This is a genomic window from Hansschlegelia zhihuaiae, from assembly GCF_004103825.1.
In the GTDB taxonomy this organism is placed as follows: domain Bacteria; phylum Pseudomonadota; class Alphaproteobacteria; order Rhizobiales; family Methylopilaceae; genus Methylopila; species Methylopila zhihuaiae.
In genome coordinates, this window is sequence record NZ_RYFI01000001.1 from 131,612 (window position 1) to 154,924 (window position 23,313).

The following is a 23,313-nucleotide window of genomic DNA, read 5'->3' on the forward strand; positions in this document are numbered from 1 at the left end:
GGGCTCAAGGCCGAGGACGTGACCATGGTCAACCTCTCGCCCGCCAACATGCCGCCGGCCTATGTGGCGGGCCAGATCGACGCCGCCTTCGTGTGGGAGCCGAATGTCGGCGCCATGGAGCGCGAAGGCGCGAAGCCGATCGCCAACACGAAAAGCCTCGGCATGATCACCGGCGGCGTCTGGGTCGGGCGCCGCGCCGTGCTCGACGGCGAGCCCGAGACCATGCGGCGCTTCCTGAAGGCCTGGGACCAGGCGCAGAAGGACTACCGGGCGAAGCCCGCGGAAGTCCGCGCCTTCGAGGCCAAGCGGGTCGGCATGACGGCGGAGCAGTTCGACAGGCTGGTCGAGGGCCAGAGCGTCGCGCACCCGACCTTCCAGGAGACGCTGACGGCGCACTTCCTCGGCGCGCCCGGCAAGGAGCTCGACTCCCGGCTGATGAAGCACCTCCAGAACATCGGCGGCTTCCTGGTCGAGCAGAAGCGCATCCAGGCGGAGCCGAAGGACTGGGCCGGGCTGTTCGACACCAAGCCGATCCAGGCCTATCTCGCGAGCGCTTCGCAGTGATCCTCGCGGCGCGCTCCGTCGCTCCCGCGGAACCCGCGCCGACGCCGCCCGCCCCGGTCGTCGAGACGCTTCCGCCCGTGCTCAAATTCGAGAAGGTCGGCTTCGCCTATGACGGCCGCACCATCATGCGCGACGTCTCGTTCTCGGTCGCGCCGGGCGAACTCGTCTGCCTGCTCGGGCCGTCCGGCTGCGGCAAGACCACGATCCTCAACATGGTCGCGGGCTTCCTGCGCCCCACCGAGGGCGCCGCGATCGTCGACGGGCGGGAGATCGTCGGCCCGGGGCCGGACCGGGGCGTCGTGTTCCAGGCGGCGGCTCTGTTCGACTGGATGACGGTCGCCGAGAACATCGCCTTCTCGCAGCGCTGCGCGGGCGTCCGCAAGGCGAAGCGCCGCGAGGTCGCGCGCGAGATGGCGGCTCTGGTCGGCCTCACCGGCTTCGAGGACGCCTATCCCTACCAGCTCTCCGGCGGCATGCGGCAGCGGGTCGGGCTCGCCCGCGTGCTGGCGTCCAAGCCCAAGGTGATGCTGATGGACGAGCCGTTCTCGGCGCTCGACGTCCAGACGCGCGAGACGCTGCAGGAGGAGGTGCTGCGCATCCGTGACCGCACCGGCTGCACCATCCTGTTCGTCACCCACGCGATCGACGAGGCGGTGTTCCTCGGCGACCGCATCTTCCTGTTGAACGACCTCAAGACCGGCGCCTTCGACGCCTTCGACGTCGCGCTGCCCGCGCCGCGCTGTTCGCCCGAGAACCGGCTGCACCCGTCCTTCCTGCGGCTGCGCGAGACGATCTACCGGAGGATGCGGCATTGACCGCCGACGAACGCCGCGCGCGCCTGCGCTATCTCGTCGTCGCGACGCTCTCGCCGCTCGCGATCCTGGGCGTCTGGTGGCTGGTCGCGGCGCGCGGCCTCGCCTCGCCGATCGTGCTGCCGCCGCCCTCGGCGATCTGGGCGAGCTTCGTCGACATGGCGGCCAACGGCTATTCGGGCGTCTCGCTCTGGACCCATGTCGGCGCGAGCCTCGCGCGCGTTTCGGTCGCCTTCCTGGGGGGCGCGGCGCTCGGCGTCGCGCTCGGCCTGCTGCGCGGCCGCTCGCGGATGATCGACGCCGTCCTGCTCGCTCCGTCGGAGCTGCTGCGGCCGATCCCGCCGCTCGGCCTCATCCCGCTCTTCATCCTGTGGTTCGGCATCGGGGAGACCTCCAAGGTCCTGCTGATCTTCCTGTCGGTGCTGCTGATCATGATGGTGAACGCGCAGGCCGGCGTCCGCGCGACCTCGCTCGACTCGCTCAGGGCCGCGGAATCGATGGGCGCGAACCGCTGGCAGGTGTTCCGCTTCGTCGTGCTGCCCTCGGCGCTGCCCCAGGTCATGACGGGGCTGCGCGTCGCGATGGGGACGGCGCTCACCATCCTCGTGGCCTCGGAATTGCTCGGCGGCGACCGCGGCCTCGGCTTCCTGATCCTCGACGCCTCGAGCTTCTTCCGCACGACCTACGTGTTCGCGGGCGTCGCCGTCATCGGCCTCATCGGCCTCGCAACCGACCGCGCCCTCGCCTGGGCCGGACGCAACATCGTTCACTGGGAAGGACGGCGATGACCACCGCCTCGATGCTCGCGGCGCCTGCGCCGGCCGACCTCGACGACCTGCCGCTCGGCTTCCCTTCGATCCGCGCGGCCATCGCGCAAGGCGCCGATCCGGTCGCGATCGTCCTCGAAAGCCGCCGCCGCGCCGGCGCGATCGCCGACGAGGGCGTGTTCACCGCGCTCGTCCCGGAGGAGCTTGTACGCGCGAAGGCCGAAGAAGCCGCGGCGCGCGCGCGCTCGGGCGAAGCCCTGCCCCTGCTCGGACTGACCTTCTCGGTCAAGGACAACATCCACGTCGCCGGCATGACGACGACCGCGAACTGCCCCGCTCTCGCGATCGAGCCGCGCGAGACTTCGGCCGCCGTCCTCGCGCTGGAGGACGCCGGCGCCGTGCTGATCGGCAAGAACACGCTGGACCAGTTCGCGACCGGCCTGAACGGCACCCGCAGCCCCGAGCCGCTCTGCCGCAACGCTGTGAACCCCGACTACATCCCCGGCGGGTCGAGCTCTGGATCCGCCGTCGCGGTCGCGCGCGACGTCGTGGCCTTCTCGCTCGGCAGCGACACCGGCGGCTCCGGCCGGGTGCCCGCGGCCTGCAACGGGATCGTGGGGATCCGGCCGACCATCGGCCTCGTCAGCAACCGGGCGGTGATCTTCAACAGTCCGTTCCTCGACTGCATTCCGATCTTCGCCAGGACGATCGCGGAGGGGAACGAGATCCTGCGCACGATCGCGGGCTTCGACGCGCTCGATCCGTGGAGCCGGCGCGACGCCGACGCGATCGACGTGACGCCCGCGGCGCCCGAGAGCAGGCGGATCGCCGTCCCCCGGCGCGACCAGCTTCGCTTCTTCGGCGACGCCGAAGCGGAGGCGGCCCACGACGCCAATCTGGCTACGCTGGAGCGGCTCGGCTTCACGCTGGTCGAGATCGACTTCGCGCCCTTCGACGAGGCGGGCCTGCTGGTGTTCCAGTCGGCGCTGGTCGCCGAACGGCTGGTCGAATATGGCGACACGCTGGCGAGCCGGCCGGACGACGTGCATCCCGCGGTCCGCGCCTCGATCGAGCCGGGCCTCGCTTATTCGGCCCGCGACGCCTTCGAGGCGCTCTACAGGATGCGCCGCTTCGCGCGCTTCGCCGAGGGCGCGCTGGACGGCTTCGCGGCGTTGGTGACGCCCACGATACCGACGATCTACCGGATCGACGAGATGCTGGCCGAGCCGATGGCGCGCAACACCGTGATGGGGACCTACACCTACTACGTCGCCCCCATGGACCTCTGCGCGGTCTCGGTCCCCGGCGCGCCGCGCGGCGACGGGCTGCCGTCGGCGATCAGCGTCGTGGGGCTGGCCGGAAAGGACGGCGAGGTCGCGGGGATCGCCGCGGCCTTCGAGGCCGGCGCAGCGGCTGGCTGAGAGCGGGGTCTTCAAGCGACGTGGACTGATCAAGTCCAGAAGCGCGTCATTCCGGGCTTGTCCCGGAATCCATTAACCGCGCGCTTTCAATAACTTGGCGTCGTTTGCGGCAATGGGTCCCGGCACTTCGGCCGGGACGGCGGGGGAGGTTCGCTGACCCGTTCTGAGGCGTCGCCGGCTAAAGCACCCTGCCGCCGTCCGGCGTCAGGCGGCCTCGAAGGCCTTGGCGCTCTGCTGCCGGATCAACTCCAGGCACTCCCGGCGCAAGGCGACGAAGTCCGGTTCGAGCGACTGCTCGACGCTGCGGGGCCGCGGCAGCTCGACCTTGATGTCGCGCAGGATGCGGCCCGGCCCCGCCGACATGACCAGCACGCGGTCGGCGAGCAGGATCGCCTCCTCGATGTCGTGGGTCACGAACACGATGGTGGCGCCGACCCGCGCGCGGACGCGCAGCAAATTCTCCTGCATGAGGGCGCGGGTCTGCGCGTCAAGCGCGCCGAACGGCTCGTCCATCAGCAGGATGCCGGGCTCGCCGGCGAGCGCGCGGGCGATCGCGACGCGCTGCTGCATGCCGCCCGACAATGTGTGGGGGAGCGCGCCGGCGAACCGGGTCAGCCCGACGATGTCGATCAGCCGGTCGGCCGTCGCCCGCGCCTCGGCGCGCGACGCGCCCATCATCCGCGGACCATGCGCGACGTTGGCGCGCACGGATTTCCAGGGAAACAGATGCGGCTGCTGAAACACGACTCCGCGGTCCGGTCCCGGACCCGCGACCTCGGCGCCGTCGACCAGCACCTCGCCCCAGGAGGGCCGCTCGAAGCCCGCGATAGCGTTGAGCAGCGTCGACTTCCCGCAGCCCGAGGGTCCGAGCAGGCAGACGAACTCGCCCTTCCGCACCTCGAACGAAACCCGGTCGACCGCCACCATGCCGCCATACGCGATGGTGACGTCGCGGACCTCGATCGCGAGGTCGAGAGCCGGCGTCATCGCCACCACACCATGCGCTGCGCCGCCGCGGCGAAGCTGCGGTCGGCCAGGAAGGAGAGCAGGCCGAGCGCCATGAGGCCGCCGAACACCTGGCCGGTCTGCATGTTCTGCTGGGCGATCTCGATCCGGTAGAAGACGCCCGAAAAGGCGCCCGCGAGCTCGGCCGCGACCAGCGTGTAGAACGAGATGCCGACCGCGGTCCGCAGGCCCACGACGATGACCGGCAGCGCGCCGAGCAGCACGACCTCGCCGAGCAGCCGCCAGCGCGGCGTGCCGAGCATCTGGGCGGCGCGGATCAGGCCCTGGTCGACCTTCTGGACGCCGAGATGCGCCGAGATCCAGACCGTGAAGAACACGCCCCACACGATCAGGAAGACCTTGCCGCCCTCCGACAGGCCGAACCACAGGATGACGATCGGCACGAAGGCGATCGGCGGGATCGGCCGGAGGATCTGCAGCACAGGGCCGAGCAAGGCGGCGAAAAATCCGACGCGGCCGGTCAGCACGCCGAGGCCGACGCCGAGCGCCGCGCCGATCACGAAACCGATCGCCACGCGCCGCAGGCTCGCCGCGAGGTCCGCGGCGAACTCGCCGCTTGCGACCCAGTCATAGACCGCCTGCGCCACCACGGTCGGCGGCGGGAACAGGATCGCGTTGACGATCTCGGCCGAGGCGACCCATTGCCAGACGGCTAGGAACAGCGGGATCGACGCGATCCCGACCGCCACGTTCAGCCGCCCCGCGGCTCCGCCGCGACGGGCGGGATTTCGCCCGACCTCGGGCCGAGACGTGCGAGCCGGAGCCTTCGGAGCCGGCTCGTCGGCCGCGGCGGCGCTGATGGCGGCGTCGGTCATCCGTGGTCGAGCTCAGCTCTGCGGATAGGTGACGCGCGCGGCGTCGAGCTTCTTCAGCGGCTCCGGGAAGATGACCTTCGAGAAGTCCGGCACGGCGTTCACCCCGGGCGGGTGGTTCTTGCTCTCGAGCCGCCATTCGGCGTGGGTCTTCAGCGCATCGAGCTGCCGGGAGCCGATCGCGACCTGATAGGCGTAGTCGCTCCAGATCGCCTTCAGCTCCTCGGGCTTCATCCCGACGGCCTCGGCGATGACGTTCGCGGCCGCGTCCGGGTTCGCCTTGATCCAGCCTTCGGCCTCGATCAGCGCGGAGAGGAACTTGGCGACGGTCTCGCCATTGGCCGCGAGATAGGGCTGCAGGACGACGATGTTGAAGGTCTCGGCATAGACGCCCTTGGTGTCGAGCACGGCGGCCTTGTCGCCCATCGCCTTTTTGGCGTTGGAGACATGCGGCTCCCAGGTGTCGAAGGCGTCGATCGACCCGGCGAGCAGCGCCGGCAGCATCTCCTGCGGGCGCAAATTGACGAGCGTCACGTCGGCCTTGGTCAGCCCCGCCGACTTGAGCAGCTGCATCGTGTAGACCTCGCTGCCGGTGCCCGCGGTGTAGGCGATCCGCTTGCCCTTGAGATCGGCGCGCGTCTTCACGCCGGCTTCGGCCGAGGTCAGCGTCTTGACGTCGGACGCGTTGATGCCGGCGAGGAAGGCGATCGGCTGGCCGGCCATCGCGGCGGCGGTGATCGGCGCCTCCGCCGTGGTCGCGAAATCCGCCCCGCCGCCGATCACGGTGTCGAGCGCCTGCTTGCCGCTGGTGAAATTGCTGACCGCGACGTCGAGGCCTTGGCTTTCGAAAAAGCCCTGCCGCTTGGCCACGATCGCGACGCCCGAGATCGGCGAGAGGTTCTGGGCGAGCCGGGTCTTGATCGGCTCGGCCGAGGCCGCCCCGGGCGCGAAGGCGAAAACGGCCGACAGGGCGGCGCCGGCGAGCAGGCTGAGGCAGCGCATTTGCGTTCTCCCGCGCCGCTCCCGCGGCTTCCGCACGAAACCATTGCAAGTCCGACTGGAGGCGCGACCGTGGGCGTTCCAGCCCCGTCACGCGCCATTCGTGGCTTGCGTCATGGTTCCAAGCGCCCGGGGCCTCGCGAAGCAATTAGTTGCCGCCGTTGCGAGAACCTGCCGATTAGCAGACCGCTGCGCCTGTCGCGCCGTCGGCCGTTCGGCCAGCCCTTATGGAATCCGGCGTGCTTGGTCTGTGTCGCCGGACAGGACGTCGGGGCGATCCTCGTGCGCGAGAGGCATGCGAACCATGGCGGCTCGGGCGGGCGGAGAGGCCGCTGCGGCGCGGAGGGTGATGCGCCCGTCTTAACGGGCGCCCTTGCCGTCGCCGTCGCGGGGCTGGCCCATCGGCTCCTGGACATGCGCCTCGATGAACCAGAGCTGCTTGTCGACCGCACGCGAGAGCGCGGTGAAGATGTCGGCGGTGTCGGGCTCGCCGGCTTCGTCGACCTCGTCGATATTCTTGCGCACGGCGTTCGCGAAGGTCGCGTAGCGGTCGATGAGCGCCGCGAGGTGGTCCGCGATGGCGTAGACATCCGTCGGATAGGCGGCGAGCTTCGAGTTCTCAGCGACGATCTGGGTGGTGCCTAAAGCCGTGCCGCCCAACTGGACGGCGCGCTCCGCCATGTCGTCGTTGAAGCCGTCGAGCTCCGTGCGAAAGCCGTCGAGCATCTCGTGGACCGCGATGAACTGCGGACCCTTCAGGTTCCAATGCGCCTGCTTGACCGCGAGAGCGAGATCGATCCCGTCCGCAAGACGCGCGTTGAGAGTTTCGATCGCGACCTTCTTTGCGTTGGTCGGGGTCTCGTTTCTCGTCTGGTGCTGACGGGCGGACGGCTTCTTGGCCATGTGGCTGATCCTTCGTCTTGGTGAAGTCCAACGCCCAAACGGGCGTCGCTGGCGCTCGTGCCTGGCGGTTTCGGCTCGGCGTCACGCGACGCCAAGGCCTCCTCGCCCGCTTCCCGTATAGGCGCCGGCCGCGATCCATACTCCAGCGATCGTGACGAACAGTCGTAGACTATGTCCATGCGTTCACAAGCGCGCCTGGGCCGGCTAGACCGCGCCGCGCGGATTGGCCTCCATCTGGCAGAAGATCTGAAAGGCGGCGACTTCGAGAATTTCGCGCCGGCGCAGCTTCCGGCGACCGCTCCGGACGACGACCCCGGCCTCGAGGTGGAGTTGGCGGGGACCGGCGAGATCCTGCCGCTGCGCCCCGGCCAGTCGGTCCTCGACGTCCTCAGGACATGCGGGCATGACGTCGAAAGCTCCTGCGAGGCCGGGACCTGCGGCGCCTGCAGGACGCGGGTGCTCGAGGGCGACGTCGACCATCAGGATTTCGTCCTGACCGACGACGAACAGCGCGACTGGATGATGGTCTGCGTCTCGCGGCCGAGGAAAGGCCGGATCAAGATTGATCTCGATCCCGCTTGACGCGCCCTGAGCTCAGGTCAGCACGTCGTAGAAGAAGCGCGCCGAGATCAGCGCCAGGAACAGCCCGAACGCGACCTCGAGCGCCCGCCGCGACAGGCCATGGGCGAGCCGCACGCCGAGCGGCGCGATCAGCGCCGAGACGGGCGCGATCAGCGCGATGCCGATGAGCGACACGAAGCCGAGCGACAGCGCCGGCATCTCTGCCTGATGCGGCCAGCCCGCGATCACGAAGGCGACGGCGCCGGGCAGCGAGATGATCGCGCCGAGGCCTGCCGACGTCGCGAGCGCCTGATGGATCGGCCGGTTGTGCAGGGTCATGATCAGGCTGCCGAAGCTGCCGCCGCCGATCCCCATCAGGGCCGACACGATCCCGATGAACAGGCCGTAGCCCGTCATGCCGACCCGGCCTGGCAGGTCGTCGGAGATCGTCCAGCTGGCCTTTGCGAACAGCAGCCGCGCCGACATCAGAAGCGCGAAGACGCCGAAGACGGCCTTGAGCCATTCGGACCTGAAGGAGGACGCGAGCGCGGCCCCGATCACGCAGCCGAGCAGCACGCCCGGCGCCCAGGCCTTCAGCACCGCCATGTCGACCGCGCCGCGCGCCCGGTGGGCGGCGAGAGAGCGGACCGACACCGGCACGATGATGGCGAGCGAGGTGCCGACCGCAAGCTGCATCTCGAAGCCCTTGGCGAGGTCCAGATGCTCGAACAGCGCGACCAGCACCGGCACGATCACGGCCCCTCCCCCGACCCCGAACAGGCCGGCGAGCAGCCCCGTCAGGACGCCCGCGACCAGCAGCCCAACCGCGAGCGACGTCAATTCGCCCGTCGGAATCGACGCGAAAAGATCCATCGGAAACGGGCTCTGGCGTTACGGGAGGGTCGGCCGATCAGGCCGCATTCCGCACAAGCGCCCGATCGTCGACGAGGTCAAGGGCCCGTTCCAGCATGGCGACCCCTGCGCCGGCGCAATGCGCGTTCTCGCTGAGGAAGCGCCGCCATGCGCGGGCGCCCGGCCGGCCCTGGAAGAGCCCCAGCATGTGGCGCGTGACATTCGACAGCCGCCCGCCCTCCGAGAGATGCGCCTCGATGGCCGGGAACAGGCTCTCGACCGCCTGTCTGACGGAGCCATGCGGCGCGGCTTCGCCGAAGACCAGCGGATCCACGGCCATCAGCAGCTCGGGGTTCTGATAGGCCGCGCGGCCGAGCATCACGCCGTCGAGCGCCACGCCGTCGCGCGGCTCGAGCAACGCCAGCGCCTCGTCGAGGCCGTCGATCCCGCCATTGATCGAGACAGGAACATCCGGCAGCCGCGCCTTCAGCCGGAACACCCGGCCGTAGTCGAGCGGCGGCACGTCGCGGTTCTCCTTGGGGCTCAGCCCCTTCAGCCAGGCCTTGCGGGCGTGGACCACGATCGCGTCGCAGCCGGCCGCGACGACCGCGTCCGCGAGCCGGTCGAGCGCCTCCTCCGGGTCCTGGTCGTCGATCCCGAGCCGGCATTTCACCGTGACCGGCACGTCGACCGCCGCCTTCATGGCGGCGACGCAATCTCCGACGCGCTCCGGCTCGGCCATCAGACAGGCGCCGAAGCGGCCGTCCTGCACGCGGTCCGACGGGCAGCCGACATTGAGGTTGATCTCGTCATAGCCGAACTCGGCGCAGATCCGCGCCGCCTCGGCGAGTTCGCCGGGCTCGGAGCCGCCGAGCTGCGCCGCGACCGGATGTTCGCAGTCCGAGAACCCGATGAGCCGCTCGCGCGGGCCGAAGCGCACCGCGCCGGTCGTCACCATCTCGGAATAGAGCATCGCGCGACGCGTCAACGCGCGGTGGAACGTCCGGCAATGCCGGTCGGTCCAGTCCATCATAGGCGCAACGGCGAATCTATGTGCTTGATATTTCATTGTTTTTTAGTAGAATCAAATCGTTAAGTCCACCGTGCGCCCATGGAGCGCACACGAAAAATGGCCGCCTTCACGAAGCTCCCCTCCGGCTCCTGGCCTGTCAGGTCCGCCGGAAAAGCCGTTATGTAAGCGAAACCTTCCTGCGACGCGAGGATGCGCGGCGCTGGGCGACGGACGCCGAACGGCAGATCGACCGCTGCGAGACCGCATATCGGTCAGCGCCCGGTTCACACGGACCTGTCGGAAACTGAAGATCGAAGGCCTCCACTTCCGCGACCTCCGGCACGAAGGGACGGGGTCTCGCCGCTCGGCCGGCGCCTGTTGGGCAGTCGCGCCGTCACCTCATGACCTCGGCCAGGCCGACGATCACCTGGATTGGGCCGTCGCGGCCGCGACCCCGGCGGGTGACCGTCCGGACGCTCGAGACGCCTGCTTCGTGCCTTTGTCGGTCCATTCCGGCGGCAATCCGAGCTGCCCTCCGACGAAGCCGGTGAGCCCCGGATAGCGGCCATACTGTTCGCATGCGGCCTGCTTGGGACGGAGACCCATCGTCGAGTTGATCTTCTGCCAGGATGGAAGGTCGATGCCTGAACTATCGAAAGGACTTCGCCCTTTGACAAGCAGGCGCCCGAAGCGCCGGGATCCATTGCCGCTTACGACTCCAAGCTATTGAAGACGCGTCGTTAATGGATTCCGGGACAAGCCCGGAATGACGGTCTCCGGGTTGGATCGGCCGACCCAACCTCAACGCATCACGCTTTGGATGATGGCGGCGCGAAGCCGACGGCGCGGCATGCTTGGGAAATCATCGGCCGTTCGCCGGGTCGCCTGGGACAAGGCGACGGCCGACCGGAGCGAGGCGTCCAAAACGGTCGGTTTCCGCATCCGGAGCCCGAACGGCCGAGACCGGGTGATCCGCGCCGATCCGCGGACCTGCCGAGAACAGCTTCTCCCGCAGGGTCCCGGGCGCGTAGGTCTGCTTGTAGACGCCCCGCTTGCGCAACTCGGGCGTCACCAGGTCGACGAAGTCGACGTAACACTCCGGCATCACCGTATAGGCGAGATTGAAGCCGTCCACACCCGTGGCCGCCATCCAGCCTTCGAGCTCGTCCGCGATGCGCTGCGGCGAGCCGGCGATGACGGGTCCCGCGCCTCCGATGCCCGAGAAGTCCGCCATCTCGCCGATCGTCCAGGTCTTGTCGGGATTGGCCGAACTGAAGCGGTCGATCGCGGTCTGCATGCTGTCGGTCTTGACGTGCCGGACCTGCTCGTCCGGGTCGAGCCTGGAAAAATCGAGCCCGCTCCAGCCAGATAGCAGAGCGAAGGCGCCGTCGCGGCTGACATAGCCCCGATAGTCCGCGAGCTTGGCTTCGGCCTCGTCGTCCGTCGGAGCCGCGATCACCGTCATCATGGTGAAGATCAGGACGCTGTCGGGCGCGCGGCCCTGGCTGGCGAGGGCTTCGCGGATGCGGCGGACATACGGGCCGATGACCTCCTTCGAAGGCCCGTTGATGAAGATGCACTCGGCGTGACGTGTCGCGAAGCCCATGCCCTTGGGCGAGGCGCCGGCCTGGTAGAGCACCGGCGTGCGCTGGGGCGAGGGTTCGCACAGATGGATCGCTTCGACCTGGAAATACGGTCCCTCGTGCTGGATCTTGCGGATCTTCGCGGGCTCAGCGAAGACGCCGGTCTCGCGGTCCTGGACGATCGCGTCGTCGTCCCAGCTCGCCTCCCAGAGCTTGTAGACGACGGACATGTAGTCCTCCGCCATGTCGTAGCGCTCGTCATGGGCGATCTGCTTGCGCATCCCGGCAGCGCGGGCGGCGCTGTCGAGATAGCCCGTGACGATGTTCCAGCCGATCCGCCCTCCCGTCAGATGGTCGAGCGTCGACATCCGGCGGGCGAACACATAGGGGGCCTCGTAGGTCAGCGAGCATGTGACGCCGAACCCGAGATGGTCGGTGGCGGCCGCCATCGCGGAGACCAGCATCGTCGGATCGTTGATCGGGATCTGCGCCGCCGCGCGGATCGCGGCCGATGGGCTTCCGCCATAGACGTCGTTCACGCCGAGCACGTCTGCGATGAACAGACCGTCGAAGAGCCCCCGTTCGAGCGTGCGCGCGAGCCCGGTCCAGTAGCCGAGCGTCCGATAGTCACGCGACGCGTCGCGGGGATGGCGCCACATGCCCATCGATTGATGGCCGATGCAGTTCATCACGAACGCGTTGAGGCGGATTTCCTTGGTCATGTCGGCTCGATGCTTCGCGGGCGGCGCGCAGGACGATCAGGCGGCGAGCGCGGCGTAGCCGCCGCAGTGGTAAATCAGCGGCGCGGCGGCCGTGACGCTGACGTCTTCGAGGGCCCCGACCACGATGGCGTGGTCGCCCGCGGAGAATTCGCTCGCGACGCGGCAGCGCGCGGCCGCCAAGGCGTTGCGGAGCGCCGGCGCGCCGTTTTGATCGACGCCGTCAAGATGCGCCGAATAGGCCTCGCGACGCCTGCCGGCGAAGGCCTGCGAAACGGCGTCCTGCCCGGCGGCCAGGACGTGCAGGCGGAAGCAGCCGGTCTGCCGAATGGCGGCGAGCGTGTCGGAGGCGTGGGCGAGGCAGATCAGGACCAGCGGCGGGTCGAGCGAGAGGGAGACGCTTGCGCTGATCGTCGCCCCGTTGGGTTCGCCGTCGGCGTCCGACGCGGTGACGACGAAGACGCTCGACGCGATCGTCCGGCCGAACGCCTTGAGGGCGTCCTGGGGCCTCGTCTGCGGGGGCTGGCGTTCGACTGGCGCCATGGCGCGCGGGCTCCTGTGTCGGAGCCACGCTAGGAACCGGTCCATCCAAGAACAAACGATAAAAAATGCGTTTGTTCTATCAGTTTTGCTCAACTTTTGGCGCGGGCGCTCCCCGCGACCGTTTCGGGAAGGTGCTGACCTCGTGGGAGATCGCCGCGACCATCCGGGCCGTCGCCGTGAGGTTGTGACGTCGGAAGACGGCGAAGAACGGCCCGTCGATCGCCGCTTCGGGATCGATGATCCGCAGCGCGCCGGCCGCCAGTTCCGACTCGTAGCAGAATGTCGGCAGCAGGCTGATGCCGAGCCCCGCGGCCGTGAGCGCCGCGAGCACATTCATGCTGTTGCAGGTGTCGATGCGGCGGGGGGCGATCTGGTTTCGCCTGAACCAGGCGTCCGCCACGCTGTTGATGAAGGAGTTTTCGGCGAACAGCAGCACCGGCGGCGATTGCGGCTGCGAAAGGTCCCAGTCCCAGCCCGCCTCAAGCAGCGACGGCGAGGCCACCCAGTGGAATTTGACCTCGCCCAGCGACACCGAGTCGAGCTCGGAGCCGAAATGGGTTCCGGGCGTCAGCGCGAGGTCGATCTCGCCGGCCTCCGTGCGTTCGACGACATGGTTCGCCAATCCGACCTCGAGCCGCAGCTGGAGCTTTGGAAGGCGGTTGCGCAGCGCGTCGACCAGCGCGGGAAGCCACGTCACCGCGACGAGTTCGGTGACGCCGAGGCGAACCGTGCCCGACACCGCCGCCTCGCTGCCGAGCGCGAACTTCATGTCGTTGACGGCGCCCGTCACCGCCGTCGCGTGATGCACCAGGCTGCGTCCCTCCGCGGTCAGCACCGCGCGCCGGCGCGAACGATCGAACAGCGCGACCCCGAGGTCGCCCTCCAATTCGCGGATCCGCAGCGAAATCGCCGATTGGGTCATGTTCAGCTGCTCGGACGCCGCCGCGAAGCTGCCGGAGCGAACGATCGCCAAGAACGCCTCGAGCCGCCGCGTATTCATTCAGGACTCCGAAATAATCGCTTTTCCTCATCGATAAGCATCGGAAAAACGCTCTTGAACCGATGATGACGGGTTCGTAGCCTCATTTCAACGGCACGAGAATTGCATGTTTTTATGCTGAACGCTCCTGCCGGAAGCATGTCCGTCGAGCTCAGGGCGCATCCCGGGGCAAGGCGGGCGCTGAAGCGGACCTCTCGCGGACGCCATAGAGCGCAGTTCCCCCAAGGCGCCTCTTTTAGCGCCAGCGAGACTGGCCGGGCGGGCACCGGCATTGGAGCGAACGCCATGTCTCGCCTTGGGCTCCTGTTGCGCGCCGGCTGCGCCGCGCTAGCGATCGCCTCCGCCGCGCCCGCTGCCGAGGCAGGCCCGGACGACCCGGTCAAGATCGGCGTGCTCACCGATATGAGCGGCCCGTATTCCGACGTCGGAGGGCCAGGCTCGGTCGAGGCCGTGAAGATGGCCATCGAGGATTTCGGCGGCTCGACGCTCGGCAAGCCCGTCGTGATCGTCAGCGGCGACCACCAGAACAAGGCGGACATCGGCTCCAACATCGCCCGCAAATGGTTCGACGTCGACGGCGTCGACATGGTGACGGACCTGACGAATTCGGCGGTCGCCCTGGCGGTCCAGGCGCTCGCCAAGGACCAGAAGAAGATCAACCTCGTCTCCTCCACCCACACCACGGAGCTGACCAACAAGGCCTGCTCGCCCTATGGCGTGCACTGGACGTTCGACGCCTATGCGCTCTCCGCCGGCACCGCCGGCGCGGTCGCCAGGGAGGGGGCGAAGAAGTGGTACTTCATATCGGCTGACTACACCTTCGGCCGGAATCTTGAAGAGAACGCCGAGAAAATCCTCGCGAAATACGGCGCTCAGACCATCGGCAAGAGCCGGCACCCGCTAAACAACAGCGACTTCTCGTCGAACCTGTTGCAGGCGCAGGCCTCCGGCGCCGACGTGATCGCGGTCGCCAACACTGGAAACGACCTGTCGAACCTCATGAAACAGGCTGCGGAGTTCCAGATCGGCAAGTCGCAGAAGCTCGTGATGCTGTCGGCCTTCGTGACCGACATCCACGCCATGGGGCTCGACAACGCCAAAGGCAGCGTCCTGACCGAAGCGTTCTACTGGAACCGCGACGCCGACAGCCGGAAATGGTCGGAGCGCTTCTTCAAGAAGATGGGCAAGATGCCCACGATGATCCAGGCCGGCTCCTATTCGGCGACGCTCCACTACCTCGCGGCGGTGAACGCGGCGGGCTCAAAGGACGCCGACAAGGTCATGCAGAAGATGCGTGACACGCCGATCAACGACATCTTCTGGAAGAACGGCCGCATCCGCGAAGACGGCGTGATGACGCACGACATGCTGCTCATCCAGGTCAAGTCGCCGGAGCAGTCGAAGGAGCCTTGGGATTATTACGACGTGGTCGGCGTGATCCCGGGCGAGCAGGCGTTCCAGCCGCTTTCCGAAAGCGCCTGCCCCCTGATCAAGCGCTGACGGCGGCGCGTGGCCCGTTCGGAGCCGGGCCACGCGTTGCCGCGCCGCTGCGGCGCGGGCGACCTTCGAGTTCGAGCATGACCGACGACTTCCTACTCGAGACGCGCGGCCTGACCCGGGAATTCTCCGGCTTCACCGCGGTCAACAAGGTCGATCTCCGGGTTCGGCGTCACAGCATTCACGCGCTGATCGGTCCAAACGGGGCCGGCAAGACGACCTGCTTCAACCTCATCACGAAGTTCCTGCAGCCGAGCTCCGGCGCGATCCTGCTCGACGGCCGCGACATCACCCGCACGAAACCGGCCGACGTCGCCCGGCTCGGCATGGTCCGCTCCTTCCAGATCTCGGCGACCTTTCCACAGCTCACATCGCTCGAGAACGTCGAGGTCGCGCTGCAGCGGTCCCTCGGCAGGTCGTTCCACTTCTGGCGGTCGAAGCGCACGCTGGCGCCGCTGCGCGAACAGGCCATGACCCTGCTCGATGACGTCGGCCTGGCCTTCGCCGCGAACCGCGTCGTCGCCGATCTGCCCTATGGCCAGAAGCGGGCGCTCGAGCTCGCCACCACGCTGGCCCTTAACCCCGAAATGCTTCTGCTCGACGAGCCGACCGCCGGAATGGGCCGGGAGGACGTCGCCCGCACCGTCGCCCTGATCCGGCGCATCTCGCCCAACCGCACGATCCTCATGGTCGAGCACAACCTCTCCGTCGTGGCCGATCTGTCGGACCGCATCACGGTGCTCGCGCGCGGCGAGATTCTCGCCGAAGGGGCCTATGGCGCGATCTCGACCGATCCGAGGGTCAAGGAGGCCTATATGGGCAAGGGCGAGCCCGCCCATGTCTGAGCAGACCGCGCTCGCGATCTCAGCGCTTCATGGCTATTATGGCGAATCCCACGTCCTTCACGGCATGGAGCTCGAGGTCCGCGCCGGCGAGGTGGTCACGCTGCTCGGGCGCAACGGCGCGGGCAAGACCACGACGCTCCGCGCCGTCATGGGCCTGCTGCGCAGCCGGTCGGGCTCCGTCAGGGTCTGGGGCAAGGAGACCATCGGCCTGAGGCCGGATCTCGTCGCGCGGCTTGGCGTCGCCTTCTGCCCCGAGGATCGCGGGATCTTCGCCTCGCTCTCGGTCGAGGAGAACATGCTTCTGCCGCCCGTGATCGCGCCGGGCGGCATGGCCGTCGCGGAGGTCTACGAGCTGTTCCCGCGCCTGCTGGAGCGCCGCTCCAGCCAGGGCACGAAACTGTCGGGCGGCGAGCAGCAGATGCTCGCCGTCGCCCGGATTCTGCGCACCGGCGCGCGCATTCTGCTGCTCGACGAGCCGACCGAAGGTCTCGCGCCGGTCATCGTTCAGCAGATCGGCGACCTGATCCGCACATTGAAGGACCGCGGCTACACGATCCTGCTGGTCGAGCAGAACTTCCACTTCGCCTCGACGGTCTCCGACCGGCATTACGTCGTGGAGCACGGCGCCGTCGTCGAGGCGTTCAAGAACGCCGAGCTCGCGCGGAACGCCGACCGCCTCACGGCCCTCCTCGGCGTATGAAGACCGCAAGCAACGCCTGCGAGGCCTGAATGTTCGAACTGATCGGCGTCGCGCCACAGGCGCTCTTCGGGCAGCTCCTGCTCGGGCTCATCAACGGCGCGTTCTACGCCATGCTGAGCCTCGGCCTCGCGGTCATCTTCGGGCTCCTGAACATCATCAACTTTACCCATGGCGCGCAGTACATGATGGGCGCCTTCGGGTCATGGTTGCTGCTGAACTACCTCGGGACGCCGTTCTGGGGCGCGCTGCTGATCGCGCCTCTGATCGTGGCGGCCGTCGGAATGGCGATCGAGCGCGTGCTGCTCAGCCGGCTCTATCATCTTGATCATCTCTACGGCCTCCTCCTGACCTATGGAGTGGCGCTCGTCATCGAGGGGCTGTTCCGGCGCTTCTACGGCGCGTCCGGCATGCCCTACGCCAATCCGATCCCCGGCGGCGCCAATCTCGGCTTCATGTTCCTTCCCTATTACCGCGCCTTCGTGGTCGTGGCCTCGCTGGCGGTCTGCATCCTCGTCTGGCTCGCCATCGAACGCAGCAAGCTCGGGTCTTATCTGCGCGCCGCGATCGAGAAGCCTGACCTCGTCCAGGCCTTCGGGATCAACGTCCCGCGCATGATCACCCTGACCTACGGCTTCGGCGTCGGCCTCGCCGCGCTCGCGGGAGTGCTCGCCGCGCCGATCTACCAGGTCAGCCCGATCATGGGCTCGCATCTCATCAACGTCGTGTTCGCCGTGGTCGTGATCGGAGGCCTCGGCTCCGTCGCGGGCTCGGTCGTCACCGGCTTCGGCCTCGGCGTCGTCGAAGGCCTGACCAAGGTGTTCTACCCGGAAGCCTCGTCCACCGTGGTGTTTCTGGTGATGGCCGTCGTGCTCACGATCCGCCCGGGCGGATTGTTCGGCGCGACCCGCTAGGAGGCGCGCCGCATGTCCAAGATCCCGGGCGCTCTCCCGGCCCGGCCCGCCGGCTCCTCGCTCGGCGTTTCGCGCGGCCTCATTCTCGTCGCGGTCGCCGCGGCCCTGCTCGCGGCGCCTTTCGTGTTCTATCCCGTGATGCTCATGAAGGTGCTGTGCTTCGCGCTGTTCGCGACCGCGGTGAACCTGCTGCTCGGCTATGCGGGCCTGCTGTCCTTCGGACACGCGATGTATTTCGGCGGGGCGGCCTATGTGTGCGCTTACGCCCGCAAGGAGCTCGGCTGGACGCCCGAGGCCAGCATCCTGGCCGGGGTCGCGTTCTCGGCGGTCTTCGGGCTGCTGACCGGGCTGCTCTCGATCCGCCGGTCGGGAATCTATTTCGCGATGGTGACCCTGGCGCTCGGCCAGCTGTTCTACTTCCTTTGCCTGCAGTCGCCTGCGACCGGCGGGGAGGACGGCATACAGAGCGTGCCCCGCGGGCTGCTTTTCGGCGCGCTGGACCTCGAGAACAACGTCACGCTGTATTACTTCGTCCTGGCCGTGACCGGGTTCGGCATGCTGGCGGCCTACCGCGCGATCAACTCGCCCTTCGGTCAGATCCTGACCGCGATCCGCGAGAACGAACCCCGAGCGATTTCGCTGGGCTACCGCGTCGCCTGGTTCAAGGCGCTCGCCTTCACGCTCTCGGCCGCGCTCGCAGGTCTCGCGGGCGCCACCAAGGTCCTGGTCTTTCAGCTGGCGTCCCTGACCGACGTCTCCGCCCCGATGTCGGGCGAGGTCGTGCTGATGACGCTCGTGGGCGGCATGGGCACGGTGCTCGGCCCCGTGGTCGGAGCCGCGATCATCGTCAGCATGCAGAACTATCTCGCCGACGTCGGCGAATGGCTGATCGTCATCCAGGGGCTGATCTTCATCGCGACTGTCTCGCTGTTTCGCCGCGGCGTCGTCGGGGAGATCGCCGCCCGCCTCCGGCGTGGCCGGGGGACCTAGAACCGCGTTCCGCGAGGCGACGGCCGTGGAGGAACCACTGCGGATCGGGCGATCGAGCCAGCGTTCTCACCCAGACGCTTCCTGGGCCGCCCGAGCGGGATGGCGTCACGTCATGTCCGAAGTCGCAAGTCGCGTGTCTCGGCCCGCCCGGAGCGCGTCCGGCGTGGGCGTGCGAGCTATGCAGTTCCTGGAATGCCGGACCAAGCGACGTTGCGTCGAAACCGCGCGCGGCGCGACGACTTGGCCCGCCGGGCGCCATTTCAACGTCGTCGAATGTGCCTTATCGTCGTCACGTCTTCGTAAGCGCGCCTGATCCGGAAGCCGCGTCCATGCGTAACCATCTTTTTGGCGCGGCGCTCTGCTCGCCGCACCGCGTCTGTTCATCGTCGTTTTCGATCGCCATCCCGCCGTATCCGCGGACGTCCGCCGCGCAGCGGTCCGCAGGGACGCCTGGCGCATGAGCGAACGTAGCGCCCTCCTCGCCTGCGACCTCGACAGTCAGGTCTTCGGCGCGCTGCCGCTCGCGCTCGCCTTCCAGGCGCGCGGATGGCGCGTCACCTTCGCGGTCGAATCCGCTCGGACGTTGCCCAAATCGCTGCTCGAGCGGCTGGCCGGCCAGTTCAGCGTGCTGGAGCGCTCCATCAACGCGCTGCCGACGGACGACGAGGCCTTCCGCCACGCAGCGATCGGCGTGTTCGTCACCGGGAGCCGTCTCGCGCTGTTCCGGCACACGCTCGAGATCGCCGCGCGGGCCAAGAGGCTCCCACGGCCGGCCCTGTTCTGCGGCTTCAACGGGCTGGTGTTCGAGAAGTTCGAGGAGGGGGTGGCCTGGCGGCTCGGCTACGACGTGATCGGTCTCAACGGCCCGCGCGACCAGGACGCCTTCGTCGACTTCGTGCACGCGACGGACTTCGAGCAGCAGCCCAGCGTCATCGTCGGCCTCCGGCGCAAGACCGACGCTCCGCCGCGCCCGCTCAAGATCCCGCAGTCGGTCGTCCCGGAGGCTGACGAGGACCGCGCCAACGACGCCGCGGATGCGGACGCAGATGCGGGAGAGGACCAGGAGACGGATGGCGCGTCGAATGTCGCCCGGTCCGAAGACGTCGCGTCCGGCGCGATCGCCGAGACCGTCGACGAGGCGCCGCCGCCCGACAGCGACGACGTCTCGTCGGACGAGGATCGGAGCTCCGAGACCCGGTCGAGCGATCGGGCGATCGGCGACGACGAAAAGGACCGGAGCGAGGACGACGAGGAGCCGGACGGCGACGAAAGGGACCCCGACTCCGAAAACGGCGAGGGCGAATCCGAAAACGGCGAGGCCTCGACGAATGGCGAGGATGCGGCGAACGGCCTCTCCGCCGTCCCGGCGGCGGCGCGACCGCCGAAGAAGCTCTTCGTCTTCGCCGAACAGGTCGTGGTGCCGCGGACCCTCAAGGAGCGCGAGGCGCTGGTCGCGACGCTCGCGCGCCTCGCCAAGGCCAGTCCGGGCTGGGACATCGCGCTGAAGGCGCGCGTCCGTCCGGAGGAGCAGACCTTCCACAGCCAGCCCAACCACATCTCGAAGCTCATCAATGCGGTGCGCTCGAAGCCCAGGAACCTGTTCGTCACGTACAAGCCGCTCGACGAGTTGCTCGAACGCGCCGACCTGTTCGCGACGATCTCGTCGACCGCGCTGTTCGACGCCTTCGATTACGGCGTCCCGAGCCTCGTCGCGACCGATTTCGGGCTACGGAACGCCGACGGCGCGCATGTCTTCTTCGCAAGCGGGCTGCTGGTCCGGCTCTGCGACCTGGAATCGCTCGACGACGCGCCGATCCACGGGCCTGATGAGCGCTGGGTGCGGCGCATGGGCTATGGCGAGCCCTATTCGCCCGCGGCGCTGATCGACTGGCTGGAGGCGTTCGACCCGGCGCAGCCGATGCCGCCGTCCTTCGTATCGTTTGAGGCCGCGGCCGGCGTCGCGGCCGGCTCGCCGCAACGGGCGTCTGCGATCTGCAAGGCCTATGCGCGCACCAGCGACGCGCTGGAAGAGCTCGAGGCCGAGGAGCGGATGCTCGCGGCGGGGGCGGCCGAAACCCGCGCGACGGATGACGACGCCCTCGCAGCCGATGATCCTGCCCTGGCCGAAGTCTCTCCAACGGTCGAAGATCCTCTCCCGGTCGAAGAGTCCGAACTCGCCAAAGAGCCGACCACGCCTCGGGTCCCGCCGGCGGCCGAACCGCCGGTCGCTGCTTCGGTCCCCGTCGCCGTCACGGCGCCGGTCGCACCGTCCAGGCCGCTGCCCAATCCAAATGCCGAACTCGCGATGCTGGGCTTCGCGATCACAGCGGCGCTTGCGTCAAAAGCTCCGCCGTCTTCGTCCCCGCGCCCGCCCGGAGCGGCGAAAGCGTCCGCCAAGGGGGGAGCGCGCAAATATGAAGGCCCGGTCGAGGCCTTCTCGCGCAAGCTCGGCATGTATTGGCTGGTCAAGCGGACGCGCCTGCGCCTCGGCCTGCCGATCTACGCGCCGCGCGACTGACGCCGGCGCGCGCGGCTCAGGCGGACCGCGTGCGGATCAGCGCTTCGCAGAGCTCCCGAAGCGCGCCGCGGCCGCCCTTCGCCTTCGTGACGTATCGCGCGATCTCCAGGGCCTCGAGACACGCGTCGGCGGGCGCGATCGGGAAGCCCACCGCCCTCATGCAGTCGAGGTCGTTGACGTCGTTGCCCATATAGGCGGCTTCGGCGCGCGAAATTCCGTGCTCGGCGAGCCAGCGGTCGAGCGCCGGCAGCTTGTCGTCGATGCCCTGCCGCACCTCGATCGCGAGCTTGCGGCCGCGCGCCGACACGACGGGGTTCGGCTCCTTGGACAGGATCAGCAGGCGGATGTCGGTGAACTTCTTCAGCCGGCCGAGCCCCATGCCGTCGGAGCGGCTGGCGAACACCGCCTCGCGCCCATCCTGGTCGACGAGCACGCGGTCGTCCGTGAACACGCCGTCGAAATCCATCACCAGCGCCTTCAGGCCGGCCGGGATCGCAGGCGCCTCGACCGCGCCGCGCAAGGCAAGCATCGCCTCGGCGAGCGCGAAATCCTCCTCATGGTCGATCTCGACCGGCGCCGCCGCGACCGGCACGAGCGCGGCCGGCCCGCAGAAGCGCACGCCCGCGGCCCGGAACGCGATCGCGTTCATCGCATAGACCGAACCGGTCTCGCGGAACTGCGGCGGCAGGTCCTGACGGCGCTTTCGAGGCTGCGCATGGTCGTGGTTCATGCCCACCGCGAAGCCGTCGTCCCCGATCGTCCAGAGGAAGCCGTGGTCGGGGGCGGCGGCGAAAGAGCAGACGGCGCCGTCGCGCCCGACGGCGGCCGCACAGGCGTCGATCTCATTGGACGTGGTGAAAGGCGAGGTGCATTGCAGGAAGACCAGCACGTCGACCGGGTCGCCCTCGGCCTCGATCATGTCGAGGGCGTGCAGGAGCGCGCTTTCGGACGAGGCCTCGTCGCCCGAGATCTCAGCCGGACGGTCGACGACTTCGGCGCCTGCGGCGCGCGCCGCCGCGGCGACTTCGGCGTCGTCGGTCGAAACGTAGACGGCGTCGACGAGCTCCGCCGCGCGCGCCGCCGCGATCGTGCGGGCGACCAGCGGCATGCCGCCGAGCGGCCGCACATTCTTGCGCGGGACGCCCTTCGACCCCCCGCGAGCAGGGATGACCGCAACGCAGCGCACCGTATGATTCCCCCGAACCCAAGAAGAAGGGCGGCTGTCGCACGGGCCGAGGCCCGTCGCAAGCCGCCCTGCGACCGATGCGTCAGCTCAAACCGGTCAGCCGACCGCCTTGAGCTCCGGCTGCCACTTCAGCTTCTTGCGCTGCACGTCCTCGACGTCGAGCACGTCCTTGGACTTGAAGGTCAGCGCGGTCTCGACATGGCGCAAGTCGCGGCAGAGGCGGCGCATGCCGTCCGGCTCGAGCGAGGCGGCGTGGTCGGTGCCCTTCCAGGTGCGGTCGAGCGTGAAGTGCCGTTCCACCCACTCGGCGCCGAGCGCGAGCGCGGCGACGTCGGCCGCGATGCCGAGATGGTGGCCCGAGAAGCCGATCGACTTGACGCGGTCGGCGTATTTGCCCCTGAGCCGCTCGATCTCGCGCAGGCACAGGTCCTCGAACGCCACCGGGTAGCCCGAGGTGCAGGAATAGACCACGAGATCCTTGGCGCGGCCGCGATCCTCGTAGAACTTGATCACGTGCTCGATCTCGTCGCGGGTCGTCATGCCGGTCGAGACGTGGATCTCGCCCTCGTAATTCTCCGCGAGGAAGCCCTGCAGCTCCCAATTCAGGTTGGTGGCCGAGGGAATCTTGATCAGGTCCGGCTTCAGCGCCGCGATCTCGCGCGCCGAGGTCATGTCCCAGACCGAGGTGGAGTAACCGATCCCGAGGCCATCGCAGAACGCCTTCAACTCGGCGTGCTGCTCGACGGTGAACTCCAGCGCTTCGCGATGCGCGCCATAGGTGTCGCCATAGGAGTTGGCGGGAACCGGGTGCGGCGCATTGTACTGCGCCGGCGGCAGCAGCTCGCGATTGTTGCGCTTCTGGAACTTGGCGTAGTCCGCCTTGCACACATGCGCCGCGACCGAGATCAGCTCCTTGGCGATCTCCATCTGGCCCATATGGTTGCAGCCGATCTCCGCGATCACTTTCACCATTGAGTCTCTCCCAAAGCCATCCCACGGCGCGCCGCTGCGCCCGCTGCCTGCGCGCCGCGCAATGCGAGCACAAGGCGGCCTGACATGGCGGCTACGACGGGTCAATCACCGTGGCGTGAC

22 protein-coding genes are annotated in these 23,313 nt (G+C 68.5%); 11 read left to right on the forward strand and 11 right to left on the reverse strand.

Annotated features, from left to right (window positions below; translation table 11 throughout):
- The 4 genes from EK403_RS22825 to EK403_RS00630 form a co-directional block, all read left to right on the forward strand.
- A partial coding sequence (locus EK403_RS22825; protein ID WP_245479432.1) for an ABC transporter substrate-binding protein occupies window positions 1-564 on the forward strand: 564 nt, incomplete at its 5' end.
- Entirely contained in the window at window positions 561-1,379 is an 819-nt protein-coding gene (locus tag EK403_RS00620; protein ID WP_245479433.1) for an ABC transporter ATP-binding protein, read from the forward strand. The genes EK403_RS22825 and EK403_RS00620, both read left to right, overlap by 4 nt.
- A complete protein-coding gene (locus EK403_RS00625; protein WP_206659457.1) occupies window positions 1,376-2,164 on the forward strand; it encodes an ABC transporter permease in 789 nt (262 codons plus the stop codon). The genes EK403_RS00620 and EK403_RS00625 overlap by 4 nt, the downstream gene beginning before the upstream one ends.
- The gene (locus EK403_RS00630; RefSeq protein ID WP_128775575.1) at window positions 2,161-3,564 is read left to right on the forward strand and encodes an amidase family protein; all 1,404 of its coding nucleotides are present in this window, start codon (window positions 2,161-2,163) and stop codon (window positions 3,562-3,564) included. The genes EK403_RS00625 and EK403_RS00630 overlap by 4 nt, the downstream gene beginning before the upstream one ends.
- A gap of 204 nt (window positions 3,565-3,768) precedes the next feature.
- On the opposite strand, the gene EK403_RS00635 is transcribed toward EK403_RS00630, so the two are convergent.
- The 4 genes from EK403_RS00635 to dps all read right to left on the reverse strand — a co-directional run bounded on the left by EK403_RS00635 (window position 3,769) and on the right by dps (window position 7,304).
- Window positions 3,769-4,551 carry an ABC transporter ATP-binding protein gene (locus tag EK403_RS00635; protein WP_128775576.1) on the reverse strand — a complete coding sequence of 261 codons (783 nt, stop codon included), beginning with the start codon at window positions 4,549-4,551 and terminating at the stop codon, window positions 3,769-3,771.
- Entirely contained in the window at window positions 4,548-5,405 is an 858-nt protein-coding gene (locus EK403_RS00640; RefSeq protein ID WP_128775577.1) for an ABC transporter permease, read from the reverse strand. The genes EK403_RS00635 and EK403_RS00640 overlap by 4 nt, the downstream gene beginning before the upstream one ends.
- 12 nt (window positions 5,406-5,417) lie before the next feature.
- Entirely contained in the window at window positions 5,418-6,404 is a 987-nt protein-coding gene (locus tag EK403_RS00645; RefSeq protein WP_128775578.1) for an ABC transporter substrate-binding protein, read from the reverse strand.
- A gap of 357 nt (window positions 6,405-6,761) precedes the next feature.
- Window positions 6,762-7,304: a DNA starvation/stationary phase protection protein Dps gene (gene dps / locus EK403_RS00650; RefSeq protein ID WP_128775579.1), complete on the reverse strand. Its 543-nt coding sequence runs from the start codon at window positions 7,302-7,304 to the stop codon at window positions 6,762-6,764.
- Between the two features lie 177 nt (window positions 7,305-7,481).
- Between dps and EK403_RS00655 the strand changes: the two genes are divergently transcribed.
- Window positions 7,482-7,886 carry a 2Fe-2S iron-sulfur cluster-binding protein gene (locus tag EK403_RS00655; RefSeq protein WP_164919444.1) on the forward strand — a complete coding sequence of 135 codons (405 nt, stop codon included), beginning with the start codon at window positions 7,482-7,484 and terminating at the stop codon, window positions 7,884-7,886.
- Between the two features lie 12 nt (window positions 7,887-7,898).
- Here EK403_RS00655 and EK403_RS00660 read toward each other — a convergent pair whose 3' ends face one another.
- The 5 genes from EK403_RS00660 to EK403_RS00690 form a co-directional block, all read right to left on the reverse strand.
- On the reverse strand, window positions 7,899-8,738 hold the full coding sequence (locus EK403_RS00660) for a sulfite exporter TauE/SafE family protein (RefSeq protein WP_128775581.1): 840 nt from the start codon (window positions 8,736-8,738) through the stop codon (window positions 7,899-7,901).
- A 37-nt stretch (window positions 8,739-8,775) separates the two neighbouring features.
- The gene (dusA, locus tag EK403_RS00665; RefSeq protein ID WP_128775582.1) at window positions 8,776-9,786 is read right to left on the reverse strand and encodes a tRNA dihydrouridine(20/20a) synthase DusA; all 1,011 of its coding nucleotides are present in this window, start codon (window positions 9,784-9,786) and stop codon (window positions 8,776-8,778) included.
- An 805-nt stretch (window positions 9,787-10,591) separates the two neighbouring features.
- Entirely contained in the window at window positions 10,592-12,034 is a 1,443-nt protein-coding gene (locus EK403_RS00680) for an LLM class flavin-dependent oxidoreductase (RefSeq protein WP_128775583.1), read from the reverse strand.
- Window positions 12,035-12,070: 36 nt separating this feature from the next.
- Window positions 12,071-12,574, reverse strand: a complete 504-nt coding sequence (locus EK403_RS00685) for a flavin reductase family protein (protein WP_164919445.1) — start codon at window positions 12,572-12,574, stop codon at window positions 12,071-12,073.
- 79 nt (window positions 12,575-12,653) lie between these two features.
- On the reverse strand, window positions 12,654-13,574 hold the full coding sequence (locus EK403_RS00690; RefSeq protein WP_128775585.1) for a LysR family transcriptional regulator: 921 nt from the start codon (window positions 13,572-13,574) through the stop codon (window positions 12,654-12,656).
- 285 nt (window positions 13,575-13,859) lie between these two features.
- Between EK403_RS00690 and EK403_RS00695 the strand changes: the two genes are divergently transcribed.
- From EK403_RS00695 to EK403_RS00720, 6 genes are all read left to right on the forward strand, one after another.
- Window positions 13,860-15,074 (forward strand): ABC transporter substrate-binding protein, encoded by a 1,215-nt coding sequence (locus EK403_RS00695; RefSeq protein ID WP_128775586.1) that lies wholly within the window; start codon window positions 13,860-13,862, stop codon window positions 15,072-15,074.
- A 77-nt stretch (window positions 15,075-15,151) separates the two neighbouring features.
- Window positions 15,152-15,916: an ABC transporter ATP-binding protein gene (locus EK403_RS00700; protein WP_128775587.1), complete on the forward strand. Its 765-nt coding sequence runs from the start codon at window positions 15,152-15,154 to the stop codon at window positions 15,914-15,916.
- A complete protein-coding gene (locus tag EK403_RS00705) occupies window positions 15,909-16,616 on the forward strand; it encodes an ABC transporter ATP-binding protein (RefSeq protein WP_128775588.1) in 708 nt (235 codons plus the stop codon). Before EK403_RS00700 ends, EK403_RS00705 begins: the two co-directional genes overlap by 8 nt.
- A 29-nt stretch (window positions 16,617-16,645) precedes the next feature.
- Window positions 16,646-17,527: a branched-chain amino acid ABC transporter permease gene (locus EK403_RS00710; RefSeq protein WP_128775589.1), complete on the forward strand. Its 882-nt coding sequence runs from the start codon at window positions 16,646-16,648 to the stop codon at window positions 17,525-17,527.
- A gap of 12 nt (window positions 17,528-17,539) precedes the next feature.
- Window positions 17,540-18,517, forward strand: coding sequence for a branched-chain amino acid ABC transporter permease (locus tag EK403_RS00715; RefSeq protein ID WP_128775590.1), 978 nt, complete (start codon window positions 17,540-17,542; stop codon window positions 18,515-18,517).
- Window positions 18,518-18,974: 457 nt separating this feature from the next.
- Window positions 18,975-21,035, forward strand: a complete 2,061-nt coding sequence (locus EK403_RS00720; protein ID WP_128775591.1) for a DUF6716 putative glycosyltransferase — start codon at window positions 18,975-18,977, stop codon at window positions 21,033-21,035.
- Between the two features lie 16 nt (window positions 21,036-21,051).
- Here EK403_RS00720 and EK403_RS00725 read toward each other — a convergent pair whose 3' ends face one another.
- Together EK403_RS00725 and EK403_RS00730 are read right to left on the reverse strand one after the other, a co-directional pair.
- Complete coding sequence (locus EK403_RS00725) at window positions 21,052-22,221, reverse strand: acylneuraminate cytidylyltransferase (RefSeq protein ID WP_128775592.1); 1,170 nt, start codon at window positions 22,219-22,221, stop codon at window positions 21,052-21,054.
- Window positions 22,222-22,317: 96 nt separating this feature from the next.
- Window positions 22,318-23,193, reverse strand: coding sequence for an N-acetylneuraminate synthase family protein (locus EK403_RS00730; protein ID WP_128775593.1), 876 nt, complete (start codon window positions 23,191-23,193; stop codon window positions 22,318-22,320).
- Window positions 23,194-23,313 lie beyond the last annotated feature (120 nt).